The following is a 21,910-nucleotide window of genomic DNA, read 5'->3' on the forward strand; positions in this document are numbered from 1 at the left end:
AATTCATTCTATACGTTATTAAGTAAGGAAAGCAAAGGAAGGGAGAGCACGAAACCGTACGCTTTAAGCTATTCATCCATTAAGGGAGGAAAAAAGGAATGAGCACTAAAAAATTGCTGTTATTGAACGTTATTATTCTACTTATATTAGTGGGTGGTGGTGTTGGAGGATATGCTTATTATAATGGAGCCGTAAATTATTTATCGACGGATAATGCCCAAATAGCAGGACAACAAGTAACGATTGCGGCTCCGGCCAATGGCAAATTGACTAATTGGGAAGTCAATCTTGGTGATCGTTTTTCAAAGGATTCTAAAGTTGGAGCCATTGCAACAACGGATGAAAAAGGTAAACCTATTGATATGAAAGTGACAATGCCAACAGACGGGACGATCGTTCAGAATAGTGGAGTTCAAAATTCATTTGTGGCTGCAGGAACACCATTAGCGAAAGAATATGATTTTAATAATCTTTGGGTTACAGCAAATATTGAGGAAACCAAAATTGATGAAGTGACAATCGGGCAGGATGTCGATATCTATGTGGATGCCTTTCCAAATAACACTTTAAAAGGGAAAGTGCAGCAAATTGGTTTAGCGACGGCTGGAACATTCTCTTTGTTACCAAGTTCGAATAATACAGGGAACTACACCAAAGTGACTCAAGTGATTCCAGTGAAAATTTCCATTGATGATAATAAAGGTGTAGCCATCGTTCCCGGTATGAACGTAACAGTACGGATTCATAAGTAGGTGATAACATGCTAATTTATATCACTGTTTATGTTGTCTTAGGCCTATTGCTGTTACTCTTAATAAATTTAAGATTATTCAATAAAAAGAGATTAAATAAAGCACATACAAAAAAGATGAATGAAGAGGTAATCGAGAAGACCGCTTTCCCTGAGACTAACGAAGAGGAGATTAAGGAAAATAAACCTTTGATTGAAATCAAGGACATAACGGCTGAGGATATTTCCTTACAGGAAGTGTTGAAAGATTCCGCTCATCTGGAAAAAGAATTGGAAGATGCAGAGGAGGATGTTCAGCCGAAAGAAAGCATGAAAAAGAAGAAAGAACCATCTGCTTCCGATTCTGAGAAAGATTCAGGAAACGGAAAAATTCTTGCGGCTTTAATGCTAGGTGCGTTTGTTGCTATTCTGAATCAAACCTTGCTAAATGTAGCGATTCCTCATATTATGAATGATTTGGGGATTTCAGCCAATACCGTACAATGGCTCTCCACAGGATATATGTTAGTAAACGGAATTGCGATTCCTATAACGGCCTATTTAATAGAGAAGTTTGGAACAAGAAAACTGTTCATTAGCGCCATTTTTCTATTTACATTGGGTTCAGTAGTTTGTTCAGTGTCAGCAAACTTTAGTATGCTCATGATTGGAAGGGTCATTCAGGCTTGCGGTGCAGGTATTATTATGCCCCTGTTAATGACTGTATTTTTTGCCTTATTCCCTCCGGAAAAGCGCGGCAAGGCTATGGGGATTATGGGGATTGTCATGATATTTGCTCCTGCGATTGGTCCAACATTATCCGGGTGGCTCATTGGCCATTTTTCATGGCGGTTATTGTTTGATATTGTTATCCCAATCGGTGTACTTGATTTGATTCTTAGCTTCATGTGGATGAAGGACGTTACTAAAGTCACAAATCCTAAATTTGATTTCTCAGGATTTTTATTTTCAACTCTAGGTTTTGGGTTCTTGTTATACGGATTCAGTGAAGCGGGTAATGATGGCTGGTCCAGCAAAACGGTGGTTATCTCCTTAATCATTGGAATAATTTCTTTAATCTGTTTTGTTTGGCGCGAACTGACTGCAGAAAAGCCAATGCTTGATTTACGGGTCTTTAAATATGATATTTTCGCCTTAACAACTGTTATCAGTATGATTGTTAACATGGCTATGTTTGGCGCCATGATCTTACTTCCGATTTATTTGCAAAACATTCGAGGATATACAGCTTTACAATCAGGTCTGTTGATGCTTCCGGGTGCCATCGTGATGGGCATAATGTCCCCTATCTCAGGAGCCCTTTTTGATAGAATCGGGGCAAGATGGCTAGCCGTTACTGGATTGGCGATTACTGTACTTACCACATGGGGATTTACCAGTCTGAGTATGACAACCAGTTATGGCCATATTCTGTTTTTATACGTGATGCGGATGTTTGGAATGTCCTTTATCATGATGACCGTCATGACAGAAGGACTGAATCAGTTACCACGTCACCTTGGTGCTCATGGGACGGCTGCCTCGAACACCGCAAGGCAAGTCGCTGGAAGTATAGGGACCGCCTTCCTAGTTACAGTCATGACGACAAGACAAGGATTTCATTATAGTGAGTATGGGGATGCCATCTCAAGTTCCAATTCTTTTATAACCAGCGGTTTATCGCAGCTAGCTCAAGGTTTGTCAGCTTTCACGAACCTGCCGGCTGCAACCGGAAAAGAGCTCTCCACCTATTTGATTTACGGTCAAACCATGCAGCAAGCTACGATTGAAGGGATTAATGATGCCTTTATTGTTGCAACCGGTATCGCATTTGTCGCATTAGTTCTATCGTTCTTCATCAAACGGTCCCGAGTAAATCAACAGTAAAAAGTAGTAAGTTAAATGGAATATTTAGTTGTCCGGCTTTAATAATGTTGGGCTATCGTCTTTGAAAGAAGGGGTAGGAATGATTAATTTAGGGCTCTTGATTATTCGATTGGCTGTTGGAATGACGTTCGTGGGGCATGGATGCCAAAAATTATTTGGTTGGTTTGGCGGTCCAGGTGTAGTCAAATTTGGTGAATATTTAGGGTCGATCGGAATCAAGACAGGCGGCAAGACATGGGCAATTTTAGCAGGAATATTTGAATTGGCTGGCGGACTGCTGTTTTCAGCGGGACTGTTCACCTGGCTGGGTGCAATACTTATCACAATCGTTATGATTGACGCCATCTTCACCATTCATGGCAGGAATGGCTTTTGGCTGACTGAAGGCGGTTATGAATATAACTTTATTTTGATCGCTGTAGTCCTCGGGGTGGCGCTCATTGGACCAGGTGAGTATGTTTTAATTTATAAGGCATAGTTCAAACGGATAGTTCTGCTAGTTTTATTTGCGCAAATAATGGCCTTCATCCCATGATGAAGGCCATTTCCTTGCTTTTACTCGAATTTTTCATAGAAATCGAACTTCTATTAGTGTGTTAAGAATGCAGCTAATGCTTTGCTCTTTTGTTTTCGCTCCTTTCGCATTATTGCTCGGTCCGGTGCAGATTCATGCAATTTTTTTTCTTCTTCAGTTTCAGGAATGACCTGTGGAACATGTGCTGGACGTTTATGCTGATCAAGTGCAACAAACGTTAATAGAGCAGTAGCTGCAATTCTACGCTCACCACTTTTTAAATCTTCAGCAATAATCTTTACAAAAACCTCCATGGATGATGTACCTGTCCATGTCACATAGGATTCAAAACAAACCGAATCTGATGTATGAATGGGACATAAAAAGTCTACTGAATCGGTAGAGGCTGTTACACATTCTGTGCGACTATGACGAGCTGCGGAAATGGACGCTACCTGGTCCACGTCACTCATTAATCGTCCGCCAAATAATGTATTGTGATTGTTTACGTCATTTGGGAATACACGACTTGTTCGTATAACTCTAGACTCTTTACAAAATTTTGCTTCCATTAAATTCTCCCCCTACTTATCCAACCATAAAGAACTATATTGCAAACGTTCCGAGAATTTTTTGCTCCCATAATTTTAAAACTATTCCTTTTAAAAACTTCAGATGCTTTACGGATAAGGATAATACAATTATCTGAATAATTGAAATTAAAGAAAATTATACTTACTTATAAGAAAAATCGATATGGGGAAAAAAGGGATATTTTTTTACACCTTTAGTCAGTGCTTTTTTCGGATGGGCACTTTTAGGAGAGAATCTTCATTTGAATTTACTAAATATAATCATCTTTTTCCAATAACCTGTGCAAACCTGAATTTTCATGTAGAATAATTTTTGTATAGAATACGTAAGGAGTATATTAAAGTGGAATGGTAGAAAAGCTTATGGAATACTAGAAAGATCATCGCAGGAGTAACTACGATCCGAAATGGTGAATGGGAAGGAGGCTACGATTATGAACAACAAAAACAAAACGGTTGTCCGTTCGATGGATGTATTAAATTTATTTATAGAGCATACCGAATTATCCTTTCAGGAAATTATTAATCTATCGGGGATTCCGAAAACTTCAGTCTATCGAATGCTCAGGTCGTTAGAGGAAATGGAGTTCTTGGAAAAAGGAAGTGATTCGAAATACCGACTTGGACTCTTGTTTCTCAAATTTGGTCATTTGGTTTTGGGCAGGATTGATTTACGTAAGATTGCTTATCCGTTTATGAATGAATTGCATAATGATGTAAAGGAAGCAATTAACTTGATTGTTAGAGATGGTAATGAAGCAATCTATATTGAGAAGATTGACACCAAACAAAAGGTTCGTCTGTATACTGCGATAGGAAGGAAAAGCCCGCTTTATGCTGGTGCCTGTCCACGTGCGATCTTGTCCTTTTTACCTGATTCGGAAGTGCAGTCATACCTCGAATCCATTGAGCCAAAATCATTTGCAATTGGTACAATTACTGACAAGGATAAAATTTATGAAGCGATAAAACAGGCGAGAATAGATGGATTTACAATTAGCCATTCTGAATTGGAAAACCATACATCTGCCATTGCCGCTCCGATTTTTAATCACAAAGGGGAAGTTGTTGCGGGTATAAGTATCGCAGGTATCGAAGCAAATTATCAGGGTGAGAACATTGAGAGATATGCGAAAAAAATAAAAAGCGTTGCAAAGGATATTTCAACGCGTTTAGGCTATACGGAATAAAAAAAACGGGGCGGTCTCTGCATCAATGGTTCGCACTTATCGGTTGGGGGATCAGCTTAAGCACCCGAGCTGATAAATAGACGGAAAAATTCCGCTTAAATCGTAATTATTATTAAAAAAGGCGTAAATAGACGGAGAGATTCCGCCTATTTACTCGAAAAACATGAAATGGGGAGATTTTTCTTTGCATAAGCGGAAAATCTTCCCTTATTTACCCCGAAACGAGCTACATTCTACATTTAACCGGAAAATCTCCGCTTAATTTACTTTTGTTGGTTGGACGTGCATAGAAACAGTATTACCGGCAACTTCTAAAGGGGGATGTGGCAGTGCCGTATCAGCAATCAGTTGTCGATTTTCATCCGCTTATGTCCTCTCATTTATGAAATGCTTTAAAATGAATGCCCATCGATATTTTACGAAGCAACTGCTCTTGCTTGATTAATTCTACTTCTGCTTGTTCAAGTGACACTTCCTTGAATTGAATGTGTGCGTTTGGCTGCATCTGTGCTAAACAAGGTAGATCAGTGGAAATGACTTGACCAATTTTTGGATATCCTCCGGTTGTTTGTCGATCCACCATTAAAATAATGGGTTGTCCGTTTGAAGGGACTTGAATGGTACCGTAAGTGACCCCTTCTGATAACAACTCAAATTTCTCTGATAAGCTGAGTGATTCGCCTTCTAACCGATAGCCCATCCGATCCGCTTGAGTTGTTAATCTATAGTGCTTTGAAAAAAACGCTTGTTGACTGTCCGATTCGAAACGCTCGAACTCAGCCCCTTGTAAAACCCTAATCGTTTGTGTTTTATTGAACGTCAAAAATTCTTTATAGTTGACAGACCATTTAAAATGAGTCGTCATTCCTTCTAGTTGATGAATGAATGCCCGGCTGAGCGGATTGAAGTCTCCACATTCAAACACATCCCCTTTTTGTAATGCTCTGCCTTGAAGTCCTCCAATAGCTGCACGAAGATAAGTGCTTTTACTACCCATAACTTCAGGAACCACTATTCCGCCCGCAAATGCCACGTAGGCCCTGCACCCACTCATGGCGGATTTAAATTGTAAAATAGATCCTTTCCGAATCAGGACCGGCCGCCACATGGGTGCTTTTTCTCCATCAATCGTGGGCTGCAGGTCTCCTCCCGTAATGGCAACTAATTCATCAGTTTCAAATTGGAGAGTGGTCCCAAAAAGTGTTATTTCAAGTGCTCCTTCGCCTTCGTCATTTCCGACAAGTAAATTTGCAACTCTAAGAGAAATGGGATCCATTGCTCCACTGACGATGACCCCGAATTTTTGTGAGCCGAATCTCCCTAAATCTTGAATCGTAGTCAATAATCCTGGATGAAGCACTTTAATGCTCATTGTTTCATCTCCTTATAGGCAGCATACTCTTCAAGCGTTATCGGTACATAGCGGATTCTATCCCCAGACTGTAATAAGGTTGGCGGTGAAAGTTCTGGAAGAAACAAATCAAGCGGAGTACGGCCGATAATTTGCCATCCACCCGGTGTTTCCAGCGGGTAGATGCCTGTTTGTTTACCAGCAATTCCAACAGATCCCGGAGTGATGGCAAGTCGGGGTGAATCCTTTCGTGGTGTGGCAATTCTTTCGTCCATTCCGCCCATAAACGGAAACCCTGGTGCAAAGCCAATCATATAGACCAAGTAATCATTTGACGAATGAATTTGAATTACTTCTTCAACAGAAATGCCGTGATAATTTGCTACATATTCCAAATCTGGACCAAACTCTCCTCCGTACAGGACGGGGATTGTTATCAGCCGTTGTTCGGATATTTCGCTTGTTCCTAATTTATCGAGCAACGCTAAAATGAAAGCGCTGACTTTTTTATAAGGACTTGATAGTTCTTTGTCTGAGCTGGAATAATAGACGGCAACAGGATTGTAATAAATAGTCAAGCTATTATAAGACGGCACAGATTCAATCAATCCTGTAAACGGCTCTTTTTCTAATAAGCTGGAAAGATTTTTCACTCTCTCATGGGTGGCGGGGCTGATTCCATCGCCTAATTGAATGACTAGTGCAGAATCCCCTAAAGGCCTTATGTTCGCATTATTTTTCTGATGGGCCATTCTAAACAGCTCCTCTAGGTTTCGAATTTCGGTAACTAAGTTCTGTCAAACGGATATTACAAACATTATAGTTTACATTCAAATTAAAATACAAGTCTTGAAATATAGAATATTATGATATTTATAATTTTCATATAATTTTGCAAACAATATATTCAATTGAAAATAATTATGCTAGAATGGGTTTAAGTTTCAAAACCTAAGTTCCGAAACGTGGAACAAATGAGAGCGCTTATTGCATTAGTAGACGAGTGATCAATGGAGGGGAGAAATATGTTTCAAGTCGATTTGAATTGTGATTTAGGGGAGAGTTTTGGCCGTTACAAGCTTGGGGAACAGGAAGAAATTTTGAAATACGTCACATCTGCAAATATTGCTTGTGGCTTTCATGGTGGAGATCCCAGTGTGATGAGAGAAACGGTGAAGATGGCTATTTCTCATGGTGTCAAAATTGGAGCTCATCCTGGTTTGCCAGATTTAAACGGCTTCGGGCGAAGAGAGATGGCGATTACACCTCAAGAAGGATATGACATGGTTGTGTACCAAATTGGGGCATTGCAAGGGTTTTTAATGACTTTTAATGAAAAGATGCAGCATGTAAAACCCCATGGTGCTTTGTACAATATGGCGGCAAAGGATCGAAAACTTGCTGAAGCCATTGCACAAGCGGTCTATGACGTATCCCCGTCATTGATATTATTCGGCCTTGCGGGCAGTGAATTAACAAAGGCCGGCGAAAAGATCGGTTTACGAACAGCACATGAGGTGTTTGCAGATCGCACGTATCAAGCGGACGGGTCTCTGACTTCCCGCTCACAAGAGGATGCATTGATTACAGATCAAGAACAATCGGTTACGCAAATTGTGAAAATGGTGACCGAAGGAAAAGTAGTTTCCCAGCAGAAAACAGAAGTTTCGCTTCGTGCAGATACCATTTGTATTCATGGAGATGGTGCACACGCCTTAGCCTTTGCAAAATATATAAACGAAACGTTAGAAAAGAAGAATATTACTGTAACTGCAATCTCTAACTTGGAGGTTTAATATGGAAAATCCTAAATTTGATGTTATACAGGAAAATGCCAAAGCGACAGGGAAAAAGAAGGTAAGTAGAAGCGTCTTACTCGGTGCCGCCTTTTTAATGGCGACATCATCCATTGGACCTGGATTTTTGACACAAACGACTGTATTTACACAGCAATTGGCTGCAAGCTTTGCATTTGTTATTTTAATTTCATTATTATTAGATATCTTTTCACAAATGAACATTTGGAGAATTATTGCCGTTTCCGGGCTGCGTGGACAAGAAATTGCCAATAAAGTGTTCCCTGGACTCGGAGTGGTTTTGGCCATCCTTATCGTCATTGGGGGTTTGGCATTTAATATCGGAAACGTTGCCGGTGCTGGATTGGGTCTGAATGCCATGCTTGGCTGGGATCCAGTTACAGGTGCTGTAATTAGTGCACTGTTAGCGATTTTTATTTTTGTTGTGAAAGAAGCAGGTAAAGCGATGGACAAGGTCGCGCAAGCTGCAGGGTTTGTTATGATCCTCCTCATGCTGTACGTAGCATTCACAACATCACCGCCGGTTGGAGAGGCGATTGTGAATACGGTTATGCCGGAAAAGATTAGCATGTTCGCGATCGTTACGCTTGTTGGTGGAACGGTTGGGGGATATATTACGTTTGCAGGTGGACACCGTTTATTAGATGCGGGTATCAAAGGTGTTGAAGCATTGCCAGCCGTTACGAAAAGCTCTGTTACAGGGATTCTTGTTACCGGTGTTATGCGGGTGGCATTATTCTTGGCTGTTCTTGGGGTTGTAACAAAAGGACTCGCGATTGATCCAGCGAATCCGCCAGCTTCAGTGTTCCAACTGGCTGCAGGTGACGTGGGATATCGGATGTTTGGTGTAATCATGTGGGCTGCGGCGGTAACATCTGTTGTTGGAGCGGCGTATACGTCGGTTTCATTTATCCGTACATTTCATCCTGCTATTGAGAAAAACCAAAATTGGGTCATTATTGCATTTATCGTTATTTCAACTGCCACGTTTGCCGTTGTTGGAAAACCAGTAACAATCTTGCTTATTGTTGGAGCATTAAACGCACTTATTTTGCCAATAGGATTAGGTACATTATTAGTTGCTGCATATAAGAAAAGTATTGTTGGTGAGTATAAGCATCCGCTTTGGTTGACGATTACGGGCGGCTTTGTGGTAGTGATTATGGGCTATTTAAGTATAGTGACATTGATCGAGCAATTGCCATTGGTTTTTAAGTAATTCTATAAGTAGCCAATTTGGGAGGTAGCTTTATGGGGAAATATGAAACGTTGGAGCCGCAAGAAATAAGAGAGTTGATTCGGAAACAAGAGATTACTGGACCGACGGCAGGAATGTCAAAAGGGAATACCCAAGCCAACTTGGTTATCTTAAAAAAGGAGCATGCCTTTGACTTTTTGCTTTTTTGCCAGCGGAATCCGAAGCCATGTCCTTTATTGGACGTGACGGAGCCTGGCTCCTATGTTCCTGCAATGATTGCCAAAAGTGCAGATATCCGTAAAGACATTCCGAAATATCGTATTTATCGAGACGGTGTTTTTACAGAAGAAGTCGCAGATATTACTGAGTACTGGGAAGACGATATGGTTGGCTTCTTGTTAGGCTGCAGCTTTACATTTGAAACACCCCTCCTTGAGGGCGGTATTCCAATCAGACATATCGAAGAGAACTGTAACGTTCCGATGTACAAAACGAATATTAAGTGCCAAAAAGCAGGCATGTTTGAGGGTCCGACAGTCGTTAGTATGCGGCCGATGACACCAGAAGATGCAATCCGTGCCGTTCAAATTACGTCACGTTTTCCAGCAGTACACGGTGCACCAATCCATATCGGGGATCCTAGCCAAATTGGCATCATGGATATTTCAAAACCTGATTTTGGAGATGCTGTCCCATTTAAACAAGGGGAGATTCCGGTATTTTGGGCTTGTGGTGTAACTCCTCAAGCGGTTGCGATGGAAAGTAAGCCCTCGATCATGATTACTCATGCACCAGGATGTATGTTTATCAGTGATATAAAAGATGAAGAATTGAGTGTTTTATAAGACGTATTTGTAATCATAATTTTATAGTAAAATAGAAATGAAATTCTAATAGTAGGATGTATAAATTATCTTACTAAAGTGAGGCGATGCATTAGTGCATCGTCTCTTCGAACTTTGCAGTTACACTTGCGACATGCTTTTAGTCGTTGAAAAGGGGATGTAGATGGTGTTTACAAAATCAACTGCTGCGCTTCTCGTCCTCATTTTGATCTGGGGAGCAAGCTGGCCAATCAATAAATTAGCAGTACCCTATTCACCGCCATTGCTTTATGCGGGACTGCGTGCACTTTTAGGAGGAATCCTGCTGACAGTTATCATTTGGAAGACACGGAAGGAGATAAATTGGCGGAAGAACTGGCAGAAGTACTTTATAGCGGCTTTCTTTAACACCATCCTTTTTTTCGGGCTTCAGACAGCAGGATTGCTCTATTTACCGGGTGGATTGTTTTCCGTTCTTGTCTATTTTCAGCCGATTTTACTGGGCCTTTTCGCTTGGCTGTTACTTGGTGAATATTTATCGCCAGTCCAAATACTTGGTCTGCTTCTAGGATTTGTAGGGATAGCGGTGGTTAGTGTGGATGGTCTGACAGTCCATATCTCGCCAATCGGAGTCATACTCGGGTTACTAACTGCAATAAGTTGGGCGTTCGGAGTAATCTACGTTAAGAAAGTAAGCAGAGACGTAGATTCGTTTTGGATGGTGGCGCTTCAATGTATCATCGGCGGCATTTTCCTCCTAAGTATCGGATCAGTGTTCGAAAGTTGGTCTGCCATCGAATGGAATGGATTTTACATATCTGGCCTCGGCTTTGGTGCGACTATTGGCATACCATTGGCATACATTCTTTACTACAGTCTTGTTAATGCCGGTAAGGCAAGCAAAGTGGGTTCCTATACGTTTCTCGTCCCGATTGTGGCTGTTATTCTCGGAGTGCTTTTCTTAGGAGAAAAGGTGACATATCCACTGATTATCGGGATGCTGCTAGTAGGAATAAGCATTCATTTTGTGAATTTCCGGTATAAGCCTAAATACAAAAGGAATATGTAAGAATTACAGTTTTGTATTTTGTGCCGGACCCCCAATGCGTTAAAGCATTGGGGATCAGGCAACTTTTTCATGTCTTCAAGTTTAGTAAGTTACTTTGTATTGCCGTCATCGACAAAACGCTTACCATTTCTAAATTTATAAGAAAATTCTATCTCGTATACTGAAATCAGTAAATGGGGAAGGATAGAGATTGGGGGTGGTATTATTTTGTGATTACTAAAACTTGGAGGCAGAATATGGGGAAGAAATCAAATAAAAAAAGCTTGTAAAAAGTCTTTCAGTTCGGAATTTTTACTTAGCAGCTGGTATGCCTGAAGAACTAGTCAAGCAATTACAACCAGTGAATAAATCAGCAAACGGGTTTCTAAACAGTCTGCGTCCCCTTGAAACCAATACCCTTTATGGGATTGGTGAGTTCCTTTTTGAAGCATTACACATGCCCGGTCATTCTGACGGCCACATTTGCTTTTATAACAGAGAAGAACAGATTCTCCTGGCAGGCGATCACTTGACTAGAGAAACAATCCCCTATATTTCATATCATGGCTACGGAAATGAAAATCCATTAAGCAGTTACCTCGACTCATTGAAAAGTATGCAAAAAATGAAAATTTCATTGGTGCTTCCAGGACATGGTCCAATTTTTACGGATGCACAAGCGCGGATTACCGAGATTCTACATATTATGAAGATCGGATAAGCTTCGTATACGAGCATGTAACTGGAGAGATGAATGCATACCAACTATCACAAATTCTATTTCCAAAAGATTCAAGTGTCCTTGACCGATGGATTGCACTTGGGGAAACCAATGCCTACCTACGTTATCTAGCTGCAAAGGGTGAAATTAGCGTATACAAAGAAGGGAAACAATATAAATTTGTAAGAATATAAAGTCTTTATAGTTTAGGTCTTAAAATAATAAATTCAGTAGGGGTACTTTATTTATCTGCGTTAATTCAACAAGTTATCTAAAATGGCTCAGTTCACTATAGTTTTCATGAAGGAACTATTAAATGCTATGAAAGATGGGGGGATTACATTTAATCAGAAGGAATCTCATGTTCAGCATCCGGTGAGAGAGTTTTTGCTGTTTTATCAAGTGGGGGTGAAGAGGGACATGAAGAGGAAGATAAATTTAATATACTTGAAAGAATAAGATAGTAGAGTATTTTTCTCTACTATCTTTACTAATCAACAGCACCTGTTCGTTTTATTTCAACCTTAATAGTTGATTTTAACTTTAATGTTGAATACTTTTCCCTCAAATCTTTATCACTTAAATTGGAATATTTTCTGATGCTTTTTATTTTTCTCCCAATGCCAATTGGATCAGTATTTAATTTTCTTAACTCCTCAAGAAAATCCCCCAAATCTTTGCTTAGTTCTTCCCCAAGCAGTTGCTCCAATTTTTTTATAGATTTCTTATTGTTAAGAGTAATTGCAGGATGTACTTCTATAGTTGAAACCTTAATCGTTGCGTTTAGATAAAAGTCATCTTCGTTAGATAATTCAACTTTTCCGCGGTGCTTTATTGGGCGAATTGTAATATTAAATTTATCTCCTTTTGGCTTTTTGACTAGTGGTATTCCCTTTTTTTCTAAAACCTCTAGAGGAATGTTTATTGTTATATCTCCCAAAGAAGCCCTGCGATTGGTAAATAATTTTATGAACAAGGTTTTTGTTAAAGAAATAGAACCGACCATTTTATCATCCTTAAATAATGCCACCTTTTCAATATAGGGTGCTGCACCATTCTTATTCGATATAATAGGTAAGGTAGGATCGATGCCAATTTCATATAGAGTGGAGAAAAAATCATGCAGGTTGGAGTTTATTAACATTTCATTCCTTTCTTGCTTATCCAATAATTGATAAATATATGACCCCATCTCAGGGTATTCTTCATAGTTATTACTTTTAATGACTTCTTCAGTATTGTTTGTAATGGCCAAAAATATTAATGATCCAATGCTGCTGTCTCGTTGCATGGTATCTAAAAAAGATGAAATTCCTATCATTTTACTTATATCTTTATCAAATAGTATTGTCCTCAATTGTCCAGATGTAATGTCGTGGCTTGTTTGTTGTTCTAACCTTTGTCTTATTTGTTTGCTTGTAGTACCGACGGCAGAAATGGTTACACTTGTTTTTTCTTCTTTACGGTCGAATTGCAACAAGCTAATAGAGCCTTTATATGTATCTTTATCAAGTAAATCATAACCAATAATAGTTGAAATCCCTTGCCTTTCTAATATTTTTCCAGGGGGCACGCATGCAGTACAGAGAAGACAACAAAATAGAATAAGCCATTTTTTCATCTTTTCAACTCCATTAAGAATGTGAAAAAATTTTAGATTTAATGATTGAAATGAAATATAACAAGATCGGATAGATAAACCATAGATAAAAGCCGACATGACCAACTTGATCAAAAAAAAGGTTATTGTCGACTCTTTTGGTGACAAAAAAACTCGTGATAAAAATGATTATTGAGATTACCCATATACCATGTTTTTGTTTTAAATGAAATATTTGTTTTACTCCTTTTGAAGAAATGAACAGGTATAAACATAAATTAGGAAAAATAACCAATATCCATAATGGAACTGCAATAAATTCAAACCGTTCAAGAAATGAAAAATGGACCGTGCTTATCATACTGACCACAGGCCAAATATGTATTTCTAATTCCTTTGGACTAAAAAATAATATCGAAATAACAGTTGTTATTAATACAATAAGTGTAGTAAACCAGATTGCTAATTGACTGAAAAAAAGCAGCTTTTTTTTCTCCTTTATAAATGGAAAAATAAAAAATAAAGTTTCAAAACCTAAAATTGTAAAACTGGTTTTAAATACTCCTTTCATTATTTGTGCGGGGGTTGCCGACATGACGGGTAAAATTCTAGTGAAGTTTATCGATTCAAGTGGTTGATAAAAAACAAATACAAGCCATATAGTCATTAAAAAGGATAAGAAACATACCCCTGCAATTACTCTGAATCCGCCAGATACGGCATAAATGGTTACTAATAATAGCGCTAAAACACCTACCCATTCATCAACTCCTTCATATCCCCATGTCAGGGACAATTCAACATAAGAGATGATGATAGAGTAAAGTGCTGCAATAAAGTAAATTACAATAAAGGTATTGATGATACTGCCTATAAAGCGACCAAATAAATTCTCGTGTATTTCATAAAGATTACAGTTTTCATATTTAGCAAGGATGCTAATTATCATCCAAATGATAACACTAATGAATAGTCCAGAGAGTAGAACGCTGATCCAGGCATCTTGCTTAGCTTCAAGAAAAACAATTCTAGGTGCGCCAAGTATGCCCATCCCGATTTGTGAAGTGTGAATGATAAAGAAAGCAATATAGGCGTTTACAAAACTAATATTTGATTTCATTATCCACCTCAAAATTCATCTAAATCGTTTTCTGTTTTTTTAAATTTCCATCCTATCCGGAATACGTTTAATGGACGATTGACAACAGGACGTTTCCTATAAAAATGGTGTGGAAGCCGTATGAGGAAGTATTTTAAATCCTTTTTCCTAAACGGGTATAGAGGTGCAAGATAAGGTCTATTTAAGGATGTCAACTTTAACAAGTGGACAACCAGTACACAGACACCGATCATAATCCCATTAAAACCCCAAACACCAGCTAGAATAATGAAAGGAAATCTGGCAATTCTTATAGCAGTCCCCATTTCATAAATTGGAGCTGAAAAAGCCCCTAATGCACTAAATGCCACGATAATAATTAAAATATTGCTAGTTAAGCCAGCCTCAACAGTTGCTTGACCAATAACAATCCCTCCAACAATCCCCATTGTTTGACCTACTTTTGATGGAAGACGTGCCCCTGCCTCTCTAAGTAATTCAATTAATAATTCCATTAATATTGCTTCTAGTAAAGGGGGAAAAGGAACTTGTGAACGTGATTGCCCAATGACAATTAACAATTTAGATGGTATAAGTTCAAAGTGATAGGTAAGGATTGCAACATAGAATGCTGTAAAGAGCAGTGATCCAGCCATAGCAAAAAACCGTATAAATCTTATGAAAGTACTCAAAGACCAGCGTAAATAAATATCTTCTGTTGATTCAAAAAACGAAAAAAAATTAGCAGGCCCAATAATAGCCACTGGGCTTCGATCTAAAAGGATACCAACCCTTCCATTTAAAATAGAATAGAGAAATCGATCGGGCAGCTCTGTCATAATAAACTGTGGAAAAAAAGAATAATGATTATCTTCAAGACACTGTGACAAAACCGAACTGTCAATTATATCATCAGTTGTAATATTTTCAAGCCTCTGCTTAAGTGTTTCTAGTATGTCTTCATCCGTTAAATCTTTAATATATATAATTCTTAATTTCTTCTTAACACGTTCTCCTATTTCTAATTCATCCGTACACAAATTAGAATTATTTAGATTTTGTCTAATAATTTGTATATTAGAAGACAATGATTCTGTAAACGAAATTTTAGGGCCGTATACCAAAGATTCAGTTTCTGCTTTCTCGATGGATCTTTCAATTGGATTAGCACAATTTACTAAAAGAGCTTTCCTTTCTTTTAATAAGTAAATATAAACGAATCCATTTAAAAGTGAAGAAATAATTTCTTGTTCCTTAAAGTCCATCTTTACTTCGTCAATAGGGATATTTTTCATTAAATAAGAATAGGTTATATCTTTTTCTGGAAGCTGTTGAATGAATTTAATTACATATTCATTAACTGTCTCAGCCTTAATTAAATTTTTTATAAAAACAACTTCGATACAATCTTTGCCAACCTCGAGTGTTCTACAATTTAAATCTGGTGATTGGTTGAGGATGTATTTAATTTTTTCATAATTTGGGCAGTTATTTTTATTTGGTGTGTTTGTCATTTGAAAAACCCTTTATAATTTTTTCTTATTATTTGAAAAAAAAACCATCTTATCCATGGTTTTATAAAGAAGTAAGTCCAGAAAGTAGTTTATTTTTTTGAACTGAATTGTAAAAGATAAAAGGTGAAATAAACTGTATGGAAACAGAATAAGTAGCTGAGTAATCAAAAAGGGTAAAAAATCCTCATTTAGATACAACACGGTGAACCGTATCACAAATAGTGGTAAAACAGAGAGTAGAAGTGTTATTAAATAGTGATGTATTAAAAACACTTAAATAAAGAGAAGGAGACCGAACTAGACGGTCTCCTTTTATTAATGGTTTAATCCTTACCGAATGCGAAAATTCCAAATACGAATACAGTAAACAACGTTAGCATTTTATATTGATCTGTTATGCTAAAGAGAGCAAGTACAATAGATAGCATGAAAAGAATACCAATAAGAGAAGGTAATAACTTTTATATCGCTGCCTTCAATCTAGGTAATGCACTGCCTATATTAAAGCATAACTTTCTTTTATCCTAATAGAAACTTATATGCTTTACTATAAATACAAAGGTGAACCGTACCACAAATTTGTATGAAAAGGAGCTTTCTTATGGAAAAAGTATGGGCAAACATAAATGCAGTATTAATTGCAGATGATCCAAAGACATTCGTAACTAGAAGAATATCAGAAACAAATCTTGAGTTTGGCGGAATTCGTGGTGATCGCCACTTTGGTATTACCAGCAAGGCTGATTCGAGGCAGCCGATGTATCCAAGAGGAACAGAGATTCTAAACCGCCGCCAAATAACGATTGTGTCAGTAGAAGAATTAGACAGGATCGCAGAAGAATTAGGTGTTGAAGCTGTTCTGCCAGAGTGGTTAGGGGCTAATCTCTTGATAACGGGATATCCAGAATTGACAAAACTCCCCATGGGTTCACGTATCCTTTTCAAAAGTGGAGCTGGATTAATATGTATGGGTGAAAACCAGCCTTGTACCTTACCTGGTGATGAAATCCAAAAGCACTTTGATGATCATGAGAAGTTATCCATCCGTTTTGTACGTGCAGGTTATAAGCGACGGGGGATTGTTTGTGCAGTAGAAAGTCCTGGAATCATTCACGAAAATGATGAAGTACAGATTTTGGTTAATAATTTTAAAAATCCGATGCAATAAATGGGAATAGTAAAAAATAGAGCTTGTAGGGAGAGTTGATTACCTACAAGCTTTTTATCTTTAAGTGAGTACTTATACACCTAAATATAGAAGCACGAGTGGAATAGTCACAATGCTTAAAATCGTAGTGACCAAGGTTGTAAATGAAACGAGGTCGGGTTCTGTGCCAAATTGGACAGCAAACATGGTTGTATTTGCTGCAGCCGGCATTGCTGCTAGTAATATTAGGACATTTTTTAGTAGAGTATCAATCGGCATAAACGATACGATCAAGACCGCTAATGCTGGAGAAATAAACATTCGTATAAGTGTAATGGCGGATACAAATTGATAGGCGACTCGTTTTTTTGTAATTACAGCCAATTGCATCCCGAGGACCAGCATAACAGTCGGAATGGACGCATTCGCGATCATATTAAATGCTTCCATAAAAGTCTCTGGTAGTTTTATGGAAAACAGTTGTAGACTAACACCCACTATTGCTCCATGAAGAACCGGCATCCGAATCACACGTTTAAAGGAATCGCCTATAGAAGCTCCCTCTTCACCGCCAAGCGATGCAAAAAAGAGACCAACAGTATTCATAAGAAAGGATTGAAAAACCATCATAACAACTGCGTGATCAAAGCCAGCCGAACCGAAAGCAAAGAGAACAACAGGGGCTCCATAGTTACCAGCGTTCATAAAGGCTCCTCCGAGCATCATCGCGGACATTTGCTGCTTGGAAGCATGAGAGAAATAACTGCTCACTGCCACGACTAAAACTAGCAGAAAACAAAGAAGAACACAAAATAAAAAGATATAAAAGTATTCCATTGTTAATTCATTCGTGTAAAAAGTTCGGAATGCCAAAAAAGGAGACATGAGATATAGGGCGGCCATTGAAATCGATTTGATATCAAAGCCAATTAATTTTTGACCAAGATACCCGGTGAAAAAAATGAAAAAAGGAGGCAATATGATCATCAATAATGCCACAGGCTTCCACCCCCATCTGGTATGTATTTTTAACTAAAATTGCTGAGCTGCTATTATGGTTATTATAGTTGAAGAAAATAGAAACGTGAATTAAAAAAACTGATAGAAATTTTTTCAAAAAGCCAATTTGGATTAAAAATAGATAGAGAAAATTCAGTAGAGGTAGATTGTTAAAAAATTTATACTAATAAAAGTATGGTTTGGGGTTTTTTTGAAAAGGTGTGGGGGTTTTGGAAGAGGCATTATTGCATGGGGATGATCATCTAATCGACATATGGCTTGGAATGTTTCCGAGCCTTTTTTATATTCTTGCTTAAAGGAACTGTACATTCGAAAGGTCTTGATAATACTGATACTTTGAATAATGAAATTCAATTGTTAACTGCATTAAAAATCTAGTTGACATTTAATGTGAGATTCATTATTATGATGGTTGTAAATATTACAAATTCATCATTTGGGAGAATTAAAAATGAAAATTAAAGAAATGACATCTGTTGCAGTGTTTGCTGCCGTCATGGGCGCTCTAGGCGTAGTTCCGCCTATTATGCTTTCTTTTACTCCTGTTCCTATTACATTACAAACTCTAGGTGTGCTTCTTACAGGAGGAGTATTGGGAGCAAGATTAGGGGCGATGAGCCAAACCATCTTTTTATTACTTGTTGCTGCTGGAATGCCTCTTCTATCTGGAGGACGAGGTGGACTAAGTGTATTTGTCGGACCAAGTGTTGGTTATTTAATTTCATGGCCAATTACGGCTTTTTGTATTGGGTATTTATTATCACGTTTTCAAAATTTAAAATTACAACATGTTTTAATGATTAATTTGACAGTTGGAATTCTATTAATCTATTTAATTGGAATTCCTGCGCAAGCATTTATAATGGACATTCCTGTTTTAGAAGCTGTTAAATTAAGTTTAATTTATATACCAGGGGATGTGTTAAAAGCTATTTTAGCTTCTATTTTAGTTTACAGACTAAGAAAGCACCCGTTTTTTTCACGCTCATTAGCAACAAGTTATTCTAATAACTTAACTAAAAATATCTAAATTTTAAGAGACACCTTGATGTGTCTCTTTTTTAAAGGAGATATATCATGGGAAATATTACAGATTCATATAAGACTTTCGCAAAATTATCCCCCAACCGAATAGCGATCCATACAAATCATCAGCGAATTAGTTATCAATATTGGTATAAATTGATTAATCAAACAGCGAACTGGCTTCACTCTCTTCATTCAGAAAATAAAACAATAGGAATCCTTTTGCCAAACGGTATCCCTTTCCTACAACTCTTTGCAGGAGCATCTAAGGCTGGCTGGATTGCTGTTCCATATGATTTGAAATGGAATATATCCGAATTAGAAAAAAGGGTCATCCTTTCCCGCCCTTCTATCGTTGTCACAACTAGAGAAATTTACTCTCAAATCAAGCAAATCATTCCTAATGTAACGATTTTGGATGATTGTTTACAGGAAATCCCTCAATTTGATCCAGCAACTGTAAGAAAAACAGAAGAAAGTCTGCCTTTTTACATTGGATTTACTTCTGGTACAACAGGTAACCCAAAAGCTTTTGTTCGCTCTCAAGATTCATGGGTGGCTAGCTTTGCTTGCAATCGTTTTGATTTCGGATTAGATGAATCCGATCAAGTTCTTATTCCTGGTGCCCTAATTCATTCTCATTTTCTGTATGGAGCTATTAGCACCTTGTATTTAGGTGGAACGGTATTTCTTTTAGAAAAGTTTTCTCCTATTGAAGCACTTACATGGATACAGTCCTTACCCATTACAACCATTTATGTAGTTCCGACTATGGTAGAAGCATTCCTGAAAAAAGGAATCCAAATCGATAAGACTATAAAAATTCTTTCTTCTGGTGCAAAATGGTCTGAAAGATCAAAACTTGAAATCCGTCATATGTTTCCTAGTATGACCATGTACGAGTTTTATGGAGCTAGTGAATTGAGCTTCATTACGGTACTTTCTGATAGAGAAGGTATTCAGAAAGCAACATCTGTCGGAAAGCCTTGTTATGGAGTTGAGGTAGAAATACGGCGTCCAGACCAGAAATTAGCAAAGCTAAATGAGACCGGAAAAATATATGTAAGAAGCAAATTTGTGATAAATGGGTACTTTGATTATGAGGGAAGTACCATTCATTCCATTCATGATGAAGAGGGGTGGGCCACGGTCCATGATATGGGCTATTTTGACGAGGATGGCTTTTTATATATTATCGGCCGTGAACAAAATATGATTTTATATGGGGGAATTAATATTTTTCCTGAAGAAATTGAAAAAGTAATTGCCTTGCATCAAGATGTCGAGGAAGTTGCTGTAATAGGCCTATCAGATTCATACTGGGGTCAAATTGTGGCTGCAGTAGTAAAAGGAAAGGCTAGCCCATCAGATTTAAAAAAAGTTTGTAAGATGCATTTATCTTCCTTTAAAATTCCTCGTAAATGGTTTTTTCTATCTGAAATGCCTTATACAACGAGTGGTAAGATAGCTCGTGCTGAGCTTATAAAACAAATGGAAAGTAAGGTGAGCAGTGATTAAAAGGGCAGTAATTGTCAAAGCGAAACGAACACCAATTGGAAAAATGGGTGGAATGTTAAGAGACATTCAGCCACATAAGCTTGCGGCTCCTCTCCTCCAACATTTAGCGAAAGGATTGGAAGATAGGATAGATGACATCATTTTGGGAAATGTAGTTGGACCAGGTGGAAACGTTGCTCGAGTTGCTGCGTTAGAAGGAGGACTTCCTCTTTCATTAACGGGAATTACCATTGACCGTCAATGTAGTGCAGGGTTGGAAGCAATTCGGATGGCATGTTACTTTGTCCAAGGCGGTGCTGGCCGTTGTTACATTGCTGGTGGTGTAGAAAGCACGAGTACCTCTCCGTTTCCATCTAGAGCGAGATTTTCTCCTGAAAAAATTGGCGACCCAGATATGGGCGTTGCAGCAGAATATGTGGCAGAAAAATACGCCATTTCAAAGGAAATGCAGGATGAATATGCTTTATTAAGTTATAAACGTAGCTGGGAAGCTTATGATAAAGGATATTTTAATCAAGAGATCATTCAAATTGGTGATTTTCACCAAGATGAAGAACTTTTTAGGAAAAGAAAGATGGAAGTACTTTTAAATAGGGCGAAGCCTATATTTAAAAAGATCGGTACCGTTACCGCAGCCAACAGTTGTGGGATACATGACGGGGCATCGGCTGTACTTGTCATGGAAGAAAACATGGCATTAAATAATGGATTCCAACCCATATTACGATTTTTGGATAGTGAAGTCACAGGTGTACATCCTAATTACCCAGGGGCTGCCCCTATTCCAGCGATTCAAGATTTATTAAAAAGAAACGAATTAACCATTGCGGACATAAACCTAATTGAAATAAACGAAGCTTTCTCTTCCAAGATTGTCGCCTGTATAAAAGAACTTTCCATTGCTTATGACAAGTTGAACGTTTGCGGTGGAGCTTTAACGCTAGGACATCCTTATGGAGCTTCAGGAAGTATCATAATCACGAGGCTTTTCTATGAAGTTCAAAGACGAAAGGGTATGAAATATGTATTGGCTGCCATTGGAAGTGGTGGAGGAATTGGAGTAGCGGTCCTATTCGAGGTGGTAACATGAAAACGAAGGTACATGAGATTTTT

21 protein-coding genes are annotated in these 21,910 nt (G+C 38.2%); 14 read left to right on the forward strand and 7 right to left on the reverse strand.

Annotated elements, in window-relative coordinates; translation table 11 throughout:
* The first annotated feature begins 98 nt into the window (after window positions 1–98).
* The 3 genes from ACE198_RS00785 (at window position 99) to ACE198_RS00795 (ending at window position 3,095) form a co-directional block, all read left to right on the forward strand.
* A complete protein-coding gene (locus tag ACE198_RS00785; RefSeq protein WP_251461867.1) occupies window positions 99–752 on the forward strand; it encodes an HlyD family secretion protein in 654 nt (217 codons plus the stop codon).
* Between the two features lie 308 nt (window positions 753–1,060).
* Complete coding sequence (locus ACE198_RS00790) at window positions 1,061–2,617, forward strand: DHA2 family efflux MFS transporter permease subunit (RefSeq protein WP_375374486.1); 1,557 nt, start codon at window positions 1,061–1,063, stop codon at window positions 2,615–2,617.
* 79 nt (window positions 2,618–2,696) lie between these two features.
* Window positions 2,697–3,095, forward strand: coding sequence for a DoxX family protein (locus ACE198_RS00795; RefSeq protein ID WP_375374342.1), 399 nt, complete (start codon window positions 2,697–2,699; stop codon window positions 3,093–3,095).
* Between the two features lie 110 nt (window positions 3,096–3,205).
* Here the strand turns inward: ACE198_RS00795 and ACE198_RS00800 are convergent, their stop codons facing one another.
* Entirely contained in the window at window positions 3,206–3,703 is a 498-nt protein-coding gene (locus ACE198_RS00800) for an acyl-CoA thioesterase (protein ID WP_098575996.1), read from the reverse strand.
* 455 nt (window positions 3,704–4,158) lie between these two features.
* On the opposite strand from ACE198_RS00800, the gene ACE198_RS00805 reads away from it, so the two are divergent.
* The gene (locus tag ACE198_RS00805; protein WP_375374343.1) at window positions 4,159–4,914 is read left to right on the forward strand and encodes an IclR family transcriptional regulator; all 756 of its coding nucleotides are present in this window, start codon (window positions 4,159–4,161) and stop codon (window positions 4,912–4,914) included.
* Between the two features lie 376 nt (window positions 4,915–5,290).
* On the opposite strand, the gene ACE198_RS00810 is transcribed toward ACE198_RS00805, so the two are convergent.
* Together ACE198_RS00810 and pxpB are read right to left on the reverse strand one after the other, a co-directional pair.
* Window positions 5,291–6,286 carry a 5-oxoprolinase subunit C family protein gene (locus tag ACE198_RS00810; RefSeq protein ID WP_375374344.1) on the reverse strand — a complete coding sequence of 332 codons (996 nt, stop codon included), beginning with the start codon at window positions 6,284–6,286 and terminating at the stop codon, window positions 5,291–5,293.
* Window positions 6,283–7,017 carry a 5-oxoprolinase subunit PxpB gene (gene pxpB, locus ACE198_RS00815; RefSeq protein ID WP_375374345.1) on the reverse strand — a complete coding sequence of 245 codons (735 nt, stop codon included), beginning with the start codon at window positions 7,015–7,017 and terminating at the stop codon, window positions 6,283–6,285. The genes ACE198_RS00810 and pxpB overlap by 4 nt, the downstream gene beginning before the upstream one ends.
* Before the next feature lie 273 nt (window positions 7,018–7,290).
* Here pxpB and ACE198_RS00820 point away from each other — a divergent pair, with 273 nt between their 5' ends.
* The 6 genes from ACE198_RS00820 (at window position 7,291) to ACE198_RS00845 (ending at window position 12,067) form a co-directional block, all read left to right on the forward strand.
* Window positions 7,291–8,061 (forward strand): LamB/YcsF family protein, encoded by a 771-nt coding sequence (locus ACE198_RS00820; RefSeq protein ID WP_098575992.1) that lies wholly within the window; start codon window positions 7,291–7,293, stop codon window positions 8,059–8,061.
* Window position 8,062: 1 nt separating this feature from the next.
* Entirely contained in the window at window positions 8,063–9,301 is a 1,239-nt protein-coding gene (locus ACE198_RS00825) for an NRAMP family divalent metal transporter (RefSeq protein WP_375374346.1), read from the forward strand.
* 32 nt (window positions 9,302–9,333) lie between these two features.
* Complete coding sequence (locus tag ACE198_RS00830) at window positions 9,334–10,125, forward strand: putative hydro-lyase (RefSeq protein WP_375374347.1); 792 nt, start codon at window positions 9,334–9,336, stop codon at window positions 10,123–10,125.
* A gap of 163 nt (window positions 10,126–10,288) precedes the next feature.
* Window positions 10,289–11,173 (forward strand): DMT family transporter, encoded by an 885-nt coding sequence (locus ACE198_RS00835; RefSeq protein WP_375374348.1) that lies wholly within the window; start codon window positions 10,289–10,291, stop codon window positions 11,171–11,173.
* Window positions 11,174–11,480: 307 nt separating this feature from the next.
* The gene (locus ACE198_RS00840; protein ID WP_375374349.1) at window positions 11,481–11,873 is read left to right on the forward strand and encodes an MBL fold metallo-hydrolase; all 393 of its coding nucleotides are present in this window, start codon (window positions 11,481–11,483) and stop codon (window positions 11,871–11,873) included.
* 29 nt (window positions 11,874–11,902) lie between these two features.
* Window positions 11,903–12,067 carry a hypothetical protein gene (locus ACE198_RS00845; protein WP_375374350.1) on the forward strand — a complete coding sequence of 55 codons (165 nt, stop codon included), beginning with the start codon at window positions 11,903–11,905 and terminating at the stop codon, window positions 12,065–12,067.
* Between the two features lie 296 nt (window positions 12,068–12,363).
* Here ACE198_RS00845 and ACE198_RS00850 read toward each other — a convergent pair whose 3' ends face one another.
* Genes ACE198_RS00850 through ACE198_RS00860 form a run of 3 tightly spaced genes read right to left on the reverse strand, consistent with a single transcriptional unit; the run spans window position 12,364 to window position 16,086 of the window.
* Window positions 12,364–13,494: a Ger(x)C family spore germination protein gene (locus tag ACE198_RS00850; RefSeq protein WP_375374351.1), complete on the reverse strand. Its 1,131-nt coding sequence runs from the start codon at window positions 13,492–13,494 to the stop codon at window positions 12,364–12,366.
* A gap of 13 nt (window positions 13,495–13,507) precedes the next feature.
* Entirely contained in the window at window positions 13,508–14,593 is a 1,086-nt protein-coding gene (locus ACE198_RS00855) for a GerAB/ArcD/ProY family transporter (RefSeq protein WP_375374352.1), read from the reverse strand.
* 8 nt (window positions 14,594–14,601) lie between these two features.
* On the reverse strand, window positions 14,602–16,086 hold the full coding sequence (locus tag ACE198_RS00860) for a spore germination protein (RefSeq protein ID WP_375374353.1): 1,485 nt from the start codon (window positions 16,084–16,086) through the stop codon (window positions 14,602–14,604).
* A 601-nt stretch (window positions 16,087–16,687) separates the two neighbouring features.
* Here ACE198_RS00860 and ACE198_RS00865 point away from each other — a divergent pair.
* Window positions 16,688–17,254, forward strand: a complete 567-nt coding sequence (locus ACE198_RS00865) for an MOSC domain-containing protein (RefSeq protein WP_375374354.1) — start codon at window positions 16,688–16,690, stop codon at window positions 17,252–17,254.
* Between the two features lie 72 nt (window positions 17,255–17,326).
* Here the strand turns inward: ACE198_RS00865 and ACE198_RS00870 are convergent, their stop codons facing one another.
* The gene (locus tag ACE198_RS00870; RefSeq protein ID WP_375374355.1) at window positions 17,327–18,232 is read right to left on the reverse strand and encodes an AEC family transporter; all 906 of its coding nucleotides are present in this window, start codon (window positions 18,230–18,232) and stop codon (window positions 17,327–17,329) included.
* Between the two features lie 472 nt (window positions 18,233–18,704).
* On the opposite strand from ACE198_RS00870, the gene ACE198_RS00875 reads away from it, so the two are divergent.
* From ACE198_RS00875 to ACE198_RS00885, 3 genes are read left to right on the forward strand one after another with little or no spacing between them, the layout of a single operon-like run.
* On the forward strand, window positions 18,705–19,283 hold the full coding sequence (locus ACE198_RS00875) for a biotin transporter BioY (RefSeq protein ID WP_375374356.1): 579 nt from the start codon (window positions 18,705–18,707) through the stop codon (window positions 19,281–19,283).
* A 47-nt stretch (window positions 19,284–19,330) separates the two neighbouring features.
* Complete coding sequence (locus tag ACE198_RS00880) at window positions 19,331–20,797, forward strand: AMP-binding protein (protein WP_375374357.1); 1,467 nt, start codon at window positions 19,331–19,333, stop codon at window positions 20,795–20,797.
* Entirely contained in the window at window positions 20,793–21,887 is a 1,095-nt protein-coding gene (locus tag ACE198_RS00885) for an acetyl-CoA C-acyltransferase (RefSeq protein WP_375374487.1), read from the forward strand. The genes ACE198_RS00880 and ACE198_RS00885 overlap by 5 nt, the downstream gene beginning before the upstream one ends.
* The last annotated feature ends 23 nt before the right edge of the window (window positions 21,888–21,910 follow it).

The organism is Neobacillus sp. KR4-4, from assembly GCF_042136325.1.
Taxonomy (GTDB): Bacteria; Bacillota; Bacilli; order Bacillales; family Cytobacillaceae; genus Neobacillus.